Origin of the sequence: Evansella sp. AB-rgal1, from assembly GCF_041820985.1 — a bacterium.
GTDB lineage: Bacteria > Bacillota > Bacilli > Bacillales > Salisediminibacteriaceae > Evansella.
In genome coordinates this window covers 25,205-39,339 of sequence record NZ_JBGUAU010000019.1, presented here as the reverse complement: position 1 = coordinate 39,339, position 14,135 = coordinate 25,205, and the positions used below count along the sequence as shown (strand labels likewise).

At 39.5% G+C, this 14,135-nt stretch carries 11 protein-coding genes; 3 read left to right on the top strand and 8 right to left on the bottom strand.

The features are described from left to right. Positions 1–8: 8 nt before the first annotated feature. Both ACERII_RS16400 and ACERII_RS16395 read right to left on the bottom strand, forming a co-directional pair. Complete coding sequence (locus tag ACERII_RS16400; protein WP_373643798.1) at positions 9–1,847, bottom strand: DUF2264 domain-containing protein; 1,839 nt, start codon at positions 1,845–1,847, stop codon at positions 9–11. A gap of 428 nt (positions 1,848–2,275) precedes the next feature. After that, positions 2,276–4,117, bottom strand: coding sequence for a heparinase II/III domain-containing protein (locus tag ACERII_RS16395; protein WP_373643797.1), 1,842 nt, complete (start codon positions 4,115–4,117; stop codon positions 2,276–2,278). Between the two features lie 722 nt (positions 4,118–4,839). Here ACERII_RS16395 and ACERII_RS16390 point away from each other — a divergent pair. Beyond that, complete coding sequence (locus ACERII_RS16390; protein ID WP_373643796.1) at positions 4,840–5,514, top strand: PspA/IM30 family protein; 675 nt, start codon at positions 4,840–4,842, stop codon at positions 5,512–5,514. A gap of 259 nt (positions 5,515–5,773) precedes the next feature. On the opposite strand, the gene ACERII_RS16385 is transcribed toward ACERII_RS16390, so the two are convergent. From ACERII_RS16385 to ACERII_RS16370, 4 genes are all read right to left on the bottom strand, one after another. Beyond that, the gene (locus ACERII_RS16385; RefSeq protein ID WP_373643795.1) at positions 5,774–8,254 is read right to left on the bottom strand and encodes a TPM domain-containing protein; all 2,481 of its coding nucleotides are present in this window, start codon (positions 8,252–8,254) and stop codon (positions 5,774–5,776) included. A 445-nt stretch (positions 8,255–8,699) separates the two neighbouring features. Beyond that, positions 8,700–8,828 carry a hypothetical protein gene (locus tag ACERII_RS16380; protein ID WP_373643794.1) on the bottom strand — a complete coding sequence of 43 codons (129 nt, stop codon included), beginning with the start codon at positions 8,826–8,828 and terminating at the stop codon, positions 8,700–8,702. Between the two features lie 104 nt (positions 8,829–8,932). Beyond that, positions 8,933–9,925, bottom strand: a complete 993-nt coding sequence (locus tag ACERII_RS16375; protein WP_373643793.1) for an AEC family transporter — start codon at positions 9,923–9,925, stop codon at positions 8,933–8,935. A gap of 256 nt (positions 9,926–10,181) precedes the next feature. After that, complete coding sequence (locus ACERII_RS16370; RefSeq protein ID WP_373643792.1) at positions 10,182–11,234, bottom strand: LacI family DNA-binding transcriptional regulator; 1,053 nt, start codon at positions 11,232–11,234, stop codon at positions 10,182–10,184. Positions 11,235–11,525: 291 nt separating this feature from the next. Here ACERII_RS16370 and ACERII_RS16365 point away from each other — a divergent pair, with 291 nt between their 5' ends. Then, the gene (locus ACERII_RS16365; RefSeq protein ID WP_373643791.1) at positions 11,526–11,699 is read left to right on the top strand and encodes a sporulation histidine kinase inhibitor Sda; all 174 of its coding nucleotides are present in this window, start codon (positions 11,526–11,528) and stop codon (positions 11,697–11,699) included. On the opposite strand, the gene ACERII_RS16360 is transcribed toward ACERII_RS16365, so the two are convergent. Continuing rightward, positions 11,696–12,778, bottom strand: coding sequence for a two-component system sensor histidine kinase NtrB (locus ACERII_RS16360; RefSeq protein WP_373643790.1), 1,083 nt, complete (start codon positions 12,776–12,778; stop codon positions 11,696–11,698). The genes ACERII_RS16365 and ACERII_RS16360 overlap by 4 nt on opposite strands. A 442-nt stretch (positions 12,779–13,220) precedes the next feature. Between ACERII_RS16360 and ACERII_RS16355 the strand changes: the two genes are divergently transcribed. Beyond that, the gene (locus tag ACERII_RS16355) at positions 13,221–13,466 is read left to right on the top strand and encodes a DUF1292 domain-containing protein (RefSeq protein ID WP_373643789.1); all 246 of its coding nucleotides are present in this window, start codon (positions 13,221–13,223) and stop codon (positions 13,464–13,466) included. A gap of 139 nt (positions 13,467–13,605) precedes the next feature. Here ACERII_RS16355 and ACERII_RS16350 read toward each other — a convergent pair whose 3' ends face one another. Beyond that, complete coding sequence (locus tag ACERII_RS16350; RefSeq protein WP_373643788.1) at positions 13,606–14,076, bottom strand: MgtC/SapB family protein; 471 nt, start codon at positions 14,074–14,076, stop codon at positions 13,606–13,608. Positions 14,077–14,135 lie beyond the last annotated feature (59 nt).

Here is a 14,135-nt window from a genome sequence, read left to right as displayed (position 1 = left end):
CCCTCCTACTAAATTGAAGTAATCACTTTTCCCTTAAACACAACTTCCCAACCGCCATTATCATCCTGGCGTAATTCCGGAACATCCTTCCAGTTCTCTGCTCCATCTCCCTCACTCGCAAAACCATAAACAGCTGCACCGAAAACGGTCACACCCTTCTCCACGTCGCCCTTCAACGATGGAATAAACGTAGGACTAGAATAAAGAACATTCACGTTCGGATCCGTTCTCACCAACGAAGAATCCCGATCCCCCGTCAGCGACACAATTCCACTCGCCCCCCACGGTAACGAAACACCCCGCTCGCCATCAAACACAACAGGAGACACCCGACCAGACTCTCCAACCTCCATCGGTACAGAGAACGCACCCTCCATCGAATTCAACTCCCGCTCCGAATCAATCCGATGCACTCGAACATGCCAATCCGCATTCACAGGAACAAGCCACGTCTCCACCGAAACATCACGCCACGGCTTCCACAACGAATACAACACATTCCCTCGAAGCTCCGCCACCTCACAACGCTTCCGAACACGATAATACCCATCACGCTCACTCAACGCCAACATCGAATCAAACGCCCCCTGCGCAGCCCCATCCACACCACGCTGAATACAAAAACCAAACTTATTTGAATACGCAAACTTCCCATACTTCGCATCATTTTGCCCGTGGATAGACTTCAAAAACTGCCCTGACGTTAGGGAAACCACATGCTGTTGATCCTCACTTCGGCAAATCACCATTCGAGGATGCTTCTGGACAGAAAGACTCTCCAGTTTCGGTAAAGGTTTCTCCTCCGACTCCCAGATCGGGTGATCCTCTAACAATGCTAAAACCAGAAACGATTTCAATGCCCAATAAGGAGATCCTGGACCATTGTAATTTTCCGACATAAGTAAATTCGGATATCCATAACCAATCGTGAGTAAACCATCTTTCGTGAAGATCGGCTGTTTCATCCACCAACGAAGATGTCGTAGTACCAGCCCTTTCACTACTCCCCAATCCATCACTTCTACATCAGCAAAGGCAAGGGCACTCCAAAACGCCCCTTGGGAAAAACGGTACGATAAGCTTCTTCCAAAAGGAAGCGCTGATCCATCCTCCCCGAACCAATAAAGAAAGTCCTTTGCAAAAATAGCAGCGCGCTCCTTATATCGTTCCGCCCTTTCAGGATCTTTTTCTTTCATTACTTTTGCGTAAATTAAACTATAAAAATGAAAAGCAAAGGGAATATAGTAATCTTGCTGCTCATTGTGACCGTCACTATACCAGCCATCCCCCATGTAGTACGATTCAATTTTCGCAAGAGACTCTTCTTGTTTTTCCGTATCATAAGGAAGACCCACTGTTTCAAAGCCAACGTTCACAAGCACTCGAAAAAACTGCCAGTTACTCGGTACGATCTCTTTATAGTTGATTTGATTTAACCAGTGATACACGTTGTCTTTTTCATCATCGGTAAGTGGCTCCCATACTTTTTCAGGAATGAGTGTTAACGCATAACCAAACACTGCCATCTCCACTGATCGCTGATCATAATCTCCCACTTTTCCCCAATACTCTTCGTGTGCTGGGTTCGTTCCATTAATTATTCCCCTGACAAACGTTGGGAGTAGCTCGCTTTCCTCTTCCCCTGCTAATAAAGGAACTAGGCCCCATAGAACGCGAGAGAACGCTTCCATCCCTGCGATGTCCGTTCCATAATGAGCGTTTGTATCTCCAACATATATGCGTGACGATCCTTCACTGAAATGATTCTTTAAAGGCTCACAGATTTGATGAAGTAACGTAACCACGTCTTGCCTCGTTTGTAACGGATTTTCTTTTATTTGCTTCATCGATACACCTCCGATTATTAGTACAATAATTGTATGAAAGTAATTCTACGAATCCATGAATCTATTTTGATGAAAAATAGAACAAATTTGACTTTCTATACTGCTCGTAAACTATCTTGTAATACTAACTTTGTTGGTTTGTATTTCATTCCCTTCAGCCTGCTCCCTTTCCTGTGGGGAGTTGCCGAGCTATCCTCGAGCTAAAGCTCTGCGGGATCTCGCCTCTACTCTGCTTCCCACTGGAGTTGATCCTGCTTTCGCTCATTGCATATATAGTTAAAAGTACTAATTATCCTCATAACGAATTTTCATCTACCACCTTGCAAATTTTAAATTGCTTGAGCTCTTTTACCCTACTAATGAGGGTGTTTTCATTTGGTATGTTGCATATCTTCTAGTTGCATGAGTGAAAAAATATAGAATAGTATTTATCCCCACTGAAACTTTATCTCTATGTCCATTTGTGTAGATGGTTGTTTCCAGGTTATGTCTATGAGTGTTACTGCTTCGTCTTTGCCGAAGTGGTTTGTGTAAGTGACTCTGTTCCAGGTTACATCCACTTTTTCCCGATCAACGATGACGTGTAGTGGTCCTTGATCTCCAGTGATAAGGAGGCCACGTTCTGTGAGTTCTAACGTTTCAACGGGAGATATAAAGCGTTCCACCATGGACGAAGGGATCTCGGAAAATTGATAGGAGTCTACCAACGTTAGGTGAGGTTGACTTGATTTTTCCCAAGAGAACGTTCGTACTAGCTTTGTTAAGCTTTCTTCATCATAAGCGTCGGTCATGTTGATGGAGATGGAATTGCTGCTACCTTCCTTGTTTATGTCTTCGATACTTGCATGGCGTTTCCCTGCTGATTGGTGAATTCCGTTTATTATTGGAACGGAGTGTCCGTGTGATCCGTTGCAGAGTAGGTTGTATCGGTTTTGTCCGAAGTACTCTCGGGTGTATAGTCCTGATCCTATGTCTGATAGGTATGCTTGCCCGTTTTTATATAGCATAAAGTGGCCCATGTCGTTATGGTTGTGTGGCTCGTCGTTATGCCCGCCTTTTGTTGCAAAACCAAAGTGTCCGGTTTGTGATGTGTGTTTAGAGATGAACCATTGTGAGTGTGGAAAATAAATGGTTTCATCTGGCCATGGTTTTCCTTCTGTGTGGGAATCGTCTACCCACAGTAGATTTCGAATTGCTGGTGCCCATCTGCTGCAATGATCGTCGGTGTAGTTTGCATGTGTGGTCGCAGGTGGGATTTGAATGTCTTGGTACGTGCGTTTTAAGTAGTGACTTAACCCTGGGAATGTGTAGAGATTTGCGAATGTGTCGGAAAAATTGACGGTAATATTGTTATGTATAAAGCATGCTTGTTGAAACCGTGCAATTTCATGGACTTTTTCTGATGCAAATAAATTTATTTCTCCGTTCGTTTTCTTTTTTATTAGGTCTGCAAAATAGGTGAAATAGCCAAATCCGTATTGCCAATAGCCATAGCCTTCGAGACAAACTCCGTCTTCTTGGAATCCTTGCAAATAGTAGTCCATGGTCGAGAGGACTCTTTCTAGTATGCTTGCTAATTCATCTTCATCATCCAAGAGGTATAATGCTGCAGCACCAATGGATCCAGCGCATACGGATGCCCAGTTGTGTTCTGCGGTTTCCCAATGGAACGTTTCATTTTGGAATGGCCAAAAAATACGATGATAGATCTCTTCTTTCACTCTTTTTACGAGAAGTGGGTCAATGATATCCTCTGTTAAGGTAATGATTTCACTTAGTGCGAACCCTGTCTCTGCAGCAAACAGATCAATTGTATACCTTTTCATTTTGTCGGATTGCTGTAACGATAGGTCGATTGTTGTTGCGTACTCCTTCTCTTTATGGATATGTGCTGGCAAACACCATGTGTACTCATTGCAAATGGACCAGATGGCATTCTCTAGTTCTTCTTTGTATGTAGGGTTATCTTGTTCTAGTAAAGTCATGATTGCAAATGTGTTCAGGCGTCTTCGTTTGGAGAAATAGGCTGTTTCATATTCCTTTCGGGTACCAGTTTCCTTGAATTGCTTGAATAAAGTAAAAGATAGTTCTGGTTCTTTTTCTTGGGTTAGCCTTGTTGCTTCCTGTTTTATATCTTGTAACATGTTGCGAGTCGAGTCTTGATTTTTAAGTTTTTTTAGTAAATTATTTTTTTCTGTATCAGATTGAAGTAGTGTCATCGGTGTTTGGGCGCTGGATCGTAGAGCATCCTTCATTGTTATTCCGTTCATTTTTTCACCAACTTCTTTGTTTTTTGATTCACATAGATCTATGTGGTTTCTGTTAGGTGAGACTTTTTTTAAGTTTTTCATTACAAAGTAGAAACAATGTGTGAAGTCGTCGTAACCTCATATGTTTAGTGTCGGCTAGTATGCTCGCAGGGAGGTAGCCATGCAATTCATGAATGAACATGAACGAAACACTTACTTACTCTTAAGTTTACAGAAAGTTGATATGGACGTATATACTACTTTTTTTACTATTCTATTAATATTTTTACAGAAACAGACGCGGATGTAAATCATAAAGGGTAATTCTGTTGGAACATCGTGCTAAACAACTTTGAATCTGGAGAGCTTTGGTTTGTCTTGAAAACTGCTCTTGTGGGGGGGTGCTTGTTTAAAAATAGGTAATTGTCTTGGAAATTGGTTTAATTGCCGTTTTACATATCTCCTCTGCTTGGTTTGGAAATTAAATCGTGGTTTTTTGCCATTTCGCCGCTTTCCTCTGCTCCTTTTGGCAATTAAAAATCGAATCCTCTAATTCACTCTTTGAAATACCTCTCCAGTAACTAAAATAGGGTTTCTCTTTGCTACCATCAAATTCGATCGTGCACTCAAAAAAAGTGAAACCTTCCCTACCATAAAATCGTATCATTTTATAGGGATTTATAAAGCTACCTTGTAAATTATGGTATTATGTAAATAATAAAAGACCACTGGAGGGGATTTACATGTTTCGATTTTTTAACCGTGTTCGTACAATCGTTTCGTCTGAATTGAATTCCTTATTAAACAAAGCAGAAGATCCAGCAAAAATGCTCGATCAATTCATCGTAGATATGGAAAGCGACATATCCGAAGTGGAAGCAGCTGTGGCTAAACAAATAGCAAATGAAAAAGTACTTAGAAACAAGTATGAAGAAGCTGCTGCCTATGTAAAGCGCCGGGAAGAACAGGCTATTAAAGCCTTAGAATCAGGTGATGAGGATCTAGCAAGACGAGTGTTAGAGGACAAAAACAAGCAACAAGGAAATGCAGATTCTTTGAAGCAATCTCACGAAGAAGCTCAAAAACTTTCTGCTGAGTTAAAAGAAAAATTGCTAGAAATGAAAGACGAATACAATGAAATGAAGATGAAGAAGGATTCATTGAAAGCTCGTTCCGAAAGTGCACAAGCACGAGCGAAAGTAAACAAAACTTTATCTGGAATCGGAACAGGTGCAAAAAGTGGTTTCCAACGCATGGAAGAAAAGGTTATTCTTCATGAAGCAGAAGCAGAAACATCGGAAGAGATGCGCAGTGTCAATAAATCATTAGATGATGAGTTGAAAGCATTAGATTCCAACAGCAGTGTTGACAACGAGTTAGCAGCACTGAAAGCAAAATTACAGAAGAAGGATGAGTAGGTTATTTTAAGATAACATATTTGTTCCTTATAGACGCATGGGGCTCTTCTATCTCTAGAAGTCTCCATGCGTCTTTTTGGGATTATACCTTGGGTAGGCGCTACCCGCGTAGTGCCTACAAAATGACCTAGTTGAAATCTCCCTTATCCTCACGTTTCCTCTCGGTTTTAACCTGCGACTCGGGTAGGCGCTAGTTCAGTATCTGTCCGAAACCAAAAGACACATGGAAATCCCATGCGCCCTTCAAAGCTAATCAATCTTAAAACCTACGTCCGCCACCGCGAGAGCCTCCGCCACGGAATCCGCCGCCACCTCCGCGAGATCCGAAGCTTCCGCCACCGCCACGAGAACCTCCACCAAATCCGCCCATTCCACCACCGGAACGGCCACCCGGTCGACCTCCGCCACCGAAGCCTCCTCCGCCAAATCCACCTGGACCACCTAACGTGGTATGTCGGCGCATTTGCGCTGCTTGGCGACGTCGTTGTGCTTCACGACGATCGTGTTCGTCCTTCATATCTTGAATAATACGTCTTCCGATAGCAACTTCACTCATCACTTCATTAAAACGCCCTTGAGACATATATGTTTGCACTTGTGTCTCACACGATTGGAAACGAGTTCTGAAGTTAGATGTAAAGAACCCTAGCGAGTATCTTCTCTCCGCTTGACTGTAAGCCGATTTTAAATCGGACCACTCTCGCTCTGCTCGTCGCTTTTCTTCCAGCCTTGCTGCTACATCACGACTATATTCATCAATATAACCTTTTTCTTCGGAAACTAGCTTTTCAATTACTTGCATATCAATTGGTAAGCTCTTCAGCTTTCTTTCTAGCTCTGATAGGCCATTTTCAATCGCTGAAAAGTGTTTATTGTTCACCTGTAGAGAATTTTGCGCTACATCGTTTTGAGCTTTCTGGAGTTTTCCATATAGTCCTTCTAACTCTGTTTCCATTAACCCTTTACGTCCTTCTAGCAATTCGAAAGCTTGAAAACAATTATGATAGTATTTTTCCACCGTTTCAAATTTACTTAAAAGAGAGTTCATTAATTCATGACTTTTTTTGTATTCCTGAACATTATCTTTCAGCCAGCTCTCCACCTCTGGAAGTTTCTGTACTATTTCCTCCACCAACTGCTTCAGTTTGGAAAACTGGTCTTGTAGGTGGATCCAATGATGCTCGGCATAGTTCACACGAAGTCGCTCCAGCTCTTTTGCAAAGGAGCTATCTAAGTCAAAATAGGATTTTATAGCCGTAGATAGAGTAATGACATGTTCTTTTGTATTATCTCTGTATTGTACAAGTGTTTCCACTCGATACTTCGCTTCATCTAATCGGTCATAAATTGTTTTGCTTACTGATTCAGCTTTATTCACTTCCCCTGCATATAAGTGACCACGGAAGTTATCCATATACAGGCGTGCGTCCTTAATGAAAGCAAATGGATCTTCATCCGGTAAGCTCAAACGCTCTCTTTCGATATAGGAGCTTATCTCCGTCTCTTTCTTCTCGATGTTGGTTGTTACTTGCTTATCATCCTCTAGTAATGTTTGCAAAAGTTGAATATCTGCTTTCAGACTTGAAACTTCGGTAGCTACTTTATCGAGTTGGTTGTTTGCAGCAATAAAATCAAACGCATCCTCTAACTTAATTGTATCATTCAATTTCCTCGCAACATTTTCTTTCTTCTTCATTAGTAAGGCGAAATCTCTTTGTTCCTCTGTTTGAAGCTTACGAAGCTGCTCGTCATACTGCTCCATTTGATTTCGTAAATTTGATAATTCTCGAGAAGTTTCAAGCTCTTTTTGCACATGTTCGTCAACTTGCAAAGTTAAAGACTCTAATTCCATTTTGTCTGCCTTACTTACATCCTCAAATGGCTTCAGCTTGTTGAAAAAAGCTGTGAATTTACCCTTTGGAATCGTGATTCGCTCTAATTCTTTTTCTCTTTCTTTTACTCGGTTTAAAAGAAGGAGAAGCTCATCATTTAATTGCTCAAAAATATCCCTTGTTTCTCCTCTACATAATTGTACTTTTTCATTCGTTTTATTATAAGGTTCTAGGACATTCGCAAGAAGATTCTTTTGACTTTGTAGTATTTCTGTATAGCGTATCTTCGCTTTTTTCCGCTGAGATAGAACACTTAGTCCATACACAATGACAACTATTAAAAGCATGACTCCAATAATAGAGAGAAACACAATGCCTCCACTTCCGCCTTGACCACTATTTTGTGCCGGAGGAGGTGGTGGTGTAGATGTGTTGCTATCTGGAACCTGTAACGACTCTATACGAGACAAGAGAGATTCTATCCCCGCTTCAAAATTTCCGTCCATGGCATGAGGAAGAAACGTTTCGTCTAATAAGGCACCAAACGGATCGGAGTTGTGTAGCGTATCAATGGCTCTGTCGATACTCGTTCCCGGGGTCACAGATATGTATACTTCACCAAAATCATAGTCGATGAGAATGACAGCATCATAACCCTCTGTACGAACCTCTTCTAAAAGATTACTTGCTGCATCCTCAATGGGAACTCCTCCCAAGCTCACTACTGTATGAACGTAGTAATGATAAGTTGAATTTACAAAACTAGCCTCTAACGATTCAATTTCACTATCAGTAAAGAAATCTCCATTATCATGAATGGATACAGCTGCATTTGTTGTTTGTGGAAAAAACAAGAAACATACTATTAGGACACTCATTATACTTATTAACAACCGTTTCATGTTCATATTCATACCTCCTTCTCTTCATTCTAATATCCTTTAAGACAAACCGAAAGAACTAATTTCCAACTATGTATACGACTCTGATTGCTATGAAGTTTCATCTATACGTTGTCGTTCTGTTTCCTCTTCTTGCCTGTTCATGAACGTATCATGGAAATCAAACCTCTACTTTTTTTCTCGCTTGCGTTACATGAGAGCTAGCTTTAGGATTACCTAACTTACCACGCACTCCAGTTTTCAGATGCTTTAGAAGTTACACTCTTACTAATAAAGACAGGATCAGGCTCCTTCAAATTAGTATCCTCACTTTCAGGAGTCTGACCCTTCTTTTTTAAAAACCTGATGAGAAACGAGTTTCTCTGAGTAGACACGGAACGATTGGATCAATTAGCACTACCACCTAACACAGTGAAAAAGTTCGTTTGTACTTTTTCAACGGTTACCTTTGTTATTGGGGAAGGTTCTTGGACAATCTTTGTTGAATCATATTAAGAATTTCTTTGGAATCAACATTTGGGTCTTTTTCACTTCTGTCTTTTATGTCCTTCATTAACTGTTTTAACTCATCGATTCCCATATAAGATTCCTCCTCATACATGGATAGAGCGAAAGACATATTGCTCTTTCCTTTATAATATTAACGTGAGGAGGTTAGTGTTAGTAGAAGAGAAAACAAGCATATCACATAAATAAAAATACAATTGGTAGAATAATGATAAGTAAAACAGTATTAATGAGCCAGCTTGAATTGGCTAAATCAAGGTCAAGTTTATATAGCTGTGGTGGTACAAGTGATGTAAATCCTGGTGGCATGACCGCTAGGATAACCACTGTTTTAAAGACAATTCCATCGTATATTACATGCAGTCCAGTGAGGTACCCTACCATAATAACAGCCACAGGAACAATCGCATATTTTATTGCTGCTATTATCATGCTTTCTTTTATATATCCCTTTACTGCTCCTAGCTTCATGTTAAAACCAGTTGGTACGATGAGTAAAATAGTGAAAATTGGTACAAGAATACTATTTAATCCTGCGTAAAATGCTGGCCGCTCTAGCGGCGACAAATTGAGGAGTGTCCCTACCAAAATGGTCGTCACAGTTAGAATGACAAACGGATTTCTCACTAATTTAGAAAGTGCGGACCTTTGTTTTTCCGCGGCATGCTCTTCGCCATACGATTGGGCAACTGGGAATCCAATAGCATAGTAGATAAAGTCTTCAAATAAGCGATACATGGCGACAAAGGCGAGGCTGGCTTCGCCTAGGAAGACATAGCAAAATAGGTTACCGAAGCTTCCAAGGTTTGTGAATGTTCCGGAGGAGAACATGGCTCCTGTTTGCTCTCGCTTCATGTGTAATAGTTTTGCTGCGACGATTGCAAGTGCGCCTCCGAAGAGGATGGCCGTTCCTCCTAGAATTGGAAGTAGAATAAGTTTGATGTCTTCTAGTTGGACGTACCAAAATGCGCCTAGTATGATGAGTGGGTTTACTACAAGTAGTGCTGTGAGTGTGCTTCGTTGTAGGAGTTTGTGCATGTTTTGGTGTGATTGGATTTTTCCTTTTTCAGTGAGGATTCTTAGGGATCGACCTGCTAGTAATCCGCAGACGATGATGGTAAGTGCAAAAATGAAGTTTCCTACCACAGCGGTTTCTCCTTTGTTATGCATCTAGTAATCTCTTACGTTGAATGAACATGATGAGGCTGGGACAAAAGTGCTTCTATCGCTGAGAAATCCGATCGAATGATACACTTTTATCCTATTCGCTACGGAAATATACTTCGCGTTCCACGGGCGGCTGGTGAGCCGCCGAGTGCTTAAGCATTCCTGGAGTCTCACCGTTGCCTTTTGATTCCGCCGGAGTCTTCGTATTTTTCCTCGCTTAGGATACACACCGTTCGTTTTCTCCGTTCCGGTTATGTCCCTACCTATTTTTTCGTTCCTCTTCTTGTTGTTTCTCGATTGTTATAATTGATTTTCTTTCTACGATATTGTGAGGCACGATAATCCGTTTGTTTGGTTCATTCGGTTCTTTTATTTTTTCAATGAGGCATTTTCCTGCTTGGTATCCTAGTTGGAATACTTGGACGTCTACGGATGTTAAAGGTGGGTGAGACATTTCTGCTAGTAAAACGTTGTTAAAACTAATGATAGATAGATCTTCTGGAACCTTTATGTGGGATCCATATAACGCATTCATTAGACCAAACGACATTAAGTCATCTGTAACAATCGTTGCGGTTGGTTTTTTGGGAAGTTTCGCTAACTCTGCTGCGGCTTCCTCTCCCCCTTCTTTTAGAGCTTTTTCTGTAATAATATACTCTTCTTGAAAAGGTATGTTTGCTTCCTCAAGAGCTTGTCTATAACCCTCTAACCGGTCCACGGTAACTAATAGCTCGCGGGATCCGCCAATAAAAGAAATTCGTTCATGACCGTTTTGAATGAGATAATTTGTGGCATCTCGTGCTGCTTTGACATTATCGTTATCCACGTGACTTATTTCGTCCATATGAAAATTTGGTTTTCCTACAATAACGAAAGGAAACCCTTGTTTTCGTAAAAAATTGGTGACCTTATCTTGTACTCGAGAGTATAAAAGCACGAACCCATCTACTCTACGACCATAGACCATTCGTTGCACGCCCTCAAAGATCTCCTCTTCTGTTTCTCCTGTGGAAATGAATAATCCGTACTCTCTTCCGTGCGCAACGCTTCCAATTCCACGAATTACCTCTGGGAAAAATGGGTTTTGAAATACTCGATCTGTAGAATCCGGCATGACTATTCCGATTGTTTGTGCTGATTTACTTGATAAGCTTCTTGCTTGAAAATTTGGATGGTATCCTAACCGCTTCATTATTTCTCGTACTCGTTGTTTTGTTTCTATACTAATACTTGGATGGTCTGCAATAACCCTCGATACGGTGGAGGGAGCCACATTGGCCTCTTTTGCAACATCCTTTATTGTAACACCCATACGCCTTCTCCTTTAATCTTAATCAATCCTATAGGAAAACAGTCAGAAAGTTACTCTCTGACTGTTAACGACCACGTTGATCTTTCATTTTTTTCATATGTATACCTATATTATATAGTAAGTTTTCTACAATTTCATCATAAACATACATCGTTAAGAGATAGCTCTATTATTTCATGTAGAAATGATCAAAGTACTACTTATGAGATTTAAGGTATGAAAACTTGTATAGGAACGTATGTTCTGTTAATATGTTTTTAACAGAAACATTCTCCAAATGAGGTGACTATAATGGAGCAACTTTCAGATACCAGTTTAATAAAATGTTATGAAAATGCTATTAAAATGGAGTTAGATCCCGCATTTCTTACCATACTAGAAAAAGAGATGAACAAACGAGGATTAAATTATTATGCCATAAACGTAGTAACTTGCTGCATGAAGACTGAAAAGCAGTCTTTTTAAAAACTGCTTTCCATTTTCCTATTTTCATATTCTATCGGTAATACAATGGTGAATGTGGTACCTTCACCCAATTGGCTATCTACAATTACCGTTCCATTATGATTCTTAATTATATTATAAGTAACCATTAGGCCTAATCCTGTTCCATCTTCTTTCGTTGTATGAAATGATGTTCCAAGCTTATCTAGCATCTCTTTTGGAATGCCATAACCATTATCTCTAATTTTTATAAAAACATGGGCTGCACTCTTATGAATTTCAATGGTGATTTCCCCTTCACCTTGATTATCAACAGCTTCCATTGCATTTTTGATCAAATTAATGAAAACCTGTGTAATCTGTGTTTTTTCAGAGAGTATAGGAATATTACTTTCTGTAGCGGCAAACTCCATCGTGATTTTTCGTTTAAATGCTTCTGTTTCCCACATAAATAATACATCTTGTACCACTTCTACTATGTTTTCCACTTTAAAGGACTCAACTTTTGGCTTGGAATATTTCAGAAGATCATTTGCAATTTTTTCTATTCTAGTAACTTCACTTTTCATAATTTGAATATATTTTTGATCACTTTTATCTTTACTTTCAATTAGCTGTAAAAAACCTTTTATAGTCGTTAAAGGATTTCTAATCTCATGTACAATCCCAGCTGCCACTTCCCCAATCATCGATAACTTCTCCGATTGTAACAGCAATTTTTCGTTTTCTTTTCTTTCCGTTATATCCCGAATAATCACCTGTACAAGGGTTGTTCCTTTGTTATAAAATGGTGCGCAAACTACTTCCACGTCAATGAGAGAACCATCAGACCTAATCATCTTTTGTTCCATTAATTCCACTCGTTTGCCTTCTAAAGCTCTTGCTACACTATTTTCATATTTCTCTTGATAATCAGGATGAAAATAACTTTTATATCCATTAGCAATTAACATTTCTTCATCGACTTTTAACATATCTAAACAAGCATTATTTACGTACAACACATTTGTACCATCTATAATTAACTTAGCGTTTAATGAGTGATCCACAACTTGCTTAAAATCAAGCTCTTCTGCTGTTATTCGTTGATTTGTAACCACACAGCCGTCCTCCTAATTGCAAGCAGTATTGTTTAATTATACCTCATCAAGGAAAATATTGATAATCCTACCCTTGTAAAGCATATATGGATATTTAGTGTACATTTTCTAGTTTTTATTATGAAAATACTCGTATCAGTAAGTAGTTGAACCATCTAGTATTACTATTACTAACTTTGTTAGTTTGAATTCCATTCGCTTCAGTCCATATACAGTGATAGGAACTAACTATAACCATAGTGTATTTTCGTATACGCTGGTGTTCATTTATTTATAGTTGTTTCTAATCTGCTCTCCATTTTATTATTATAGTTAGTATCATTTTAATGCACCAGAAACTTCCATTCAATAGGATAAACATACTATTACTTGCAAACGGAAAAATATATTTCAAACTAGAAGGGCACTTTAATAATAAGTCTTGTGAAAAGGGGTGTAATGTATGTCTGAGAAAGAGCAGATTACTATTCGAGATGATGAAGGAAATGAAAAAGTTTTCCAAGTAGATGCAATGTTTGAGATGGGTGATCATTCCTACGCAATGGTAACTTCGGGAGATAATACATTCGTCATGCGAATTATGGATAATGGAGATAGAAAACAATCATTGATATCTGCTACAGATGAAGAAATCGAAAACTTAATGGACGCTTATAATATAGCTCTCGATGCAGATAGTGATAAATGATAAATAGAGAAAAACGCTCAAATGGCAATCTTCTTTTTGAGCGTTTCTTGAAATAATAAACGAAGTGTTCGATTATGTGGCGGGTTGAGGATTCTTCACAAGACTCCACTAGTGTTTTTTAAAATTAAGGAATACAGCATCAATCATGATCATCTACTTTATGTTTAAAATACCCTTTTGTCTCAAGAATAACTCCCATTTTCGCAAACCCTAATGCAACTAGTACTGCAAAAATAACGACGGAATAAAAACCTGCGCCTATCCCTATCCCTACTCCACCTACAAACAAGATCATGGAAGCTGAGGTTAATCCTTTAACATGCAAGCCATCTTTTAAAATAACACCAGCACCTAGGAACCCTAGTCCTGTAACAACCTGAGCGGCTAAACGCATTGGGTCCATCAATCTATCATTCTCAACAGAACCATACATATCGACACTATAAATAGAGACAATCGTAATTAACGCGCAGGCCATACAAACATACATATACGTTTTAATACCAGCGGGCTTACTTTTGGAAGAACGATCCCAACCAATAAGGAAACCAATGATTGCACTTAATAATATCCTAAAATAAACTTCATAAGATAGAAAAAATTGTTCCACGGCACTTCCCCCCTCTTAACTATTATTACATTACAAAAGTACATTTTAGACCTTTTCGT

Excerpts from the sequence above, each read along its gene's own strand:
- ACERII_RS16390 (WP_373643796.1), top strand. The coding sequence starts at position 4,840 with ATGTTTCGATTTTTTAACCGTGTTCGTACAATCGTTTCGTCTGAATTG.
- ACERII_RS16375 (WP_373643793.1), bottom strand. The coding sequence starts at position 9,925 with ATGCATAACAAAGGAGAAACCGCTGTGGTAGGAAACTTCATTTTTGCA.
- ACERII_RS16365 (WP_373643791.1), top strand. The coding sequence starts at position 11,526 with ATGGAGCAACTTTCAGATACCAGTTTAATAAAATGTTATGAAAATGCT.
- ACERII_RS16380 (WP_373643794.1), bottom strand. The coding sequence starts at position 8,828 with ATGGGAATCGATGAGTTAAAACAGTTAATGAAGGACATAAAAGACAGA.
- ACERII_RS16385 (WP_373643795.1), bottom strand. The coding sequence starts at position 8,254 with ATGAACATGAAACGGTTGTTAATAAGTATAATGAGTGTCCTAATAGTA.
- ACERII_RS16355 (WP_373643789.1), top strand. The coding sequence starts at position 13,221 with ATGTCTGAGAAAGAGCAGATTACTATTCGAGATGATGAAGGAAATGAA.
- ACERII_RS16400 (WP_373643798.1), bottom strand. The coding sequence starts at position 1,847 with ATGAAGCAAATAAAAGAAAATCCGTTACAAACGAGGCAAGACGTGGTT.
- ACERII_RS16370 (WP_373643792.1), bottom strand. The coding sequence starts at position 11,234 with ATGGGTGTTACAATAAAGGATGTTGCAAAAGAGGCCAATGTGGCTCCC.
- ACERII_RS16395 (WP_373643797.1), bottom strand. The coding sequence starts at position 4,117 with ATGAACGGAATAACAATGAAGGATGCTCTACGATCCAGCGCCCAAACA.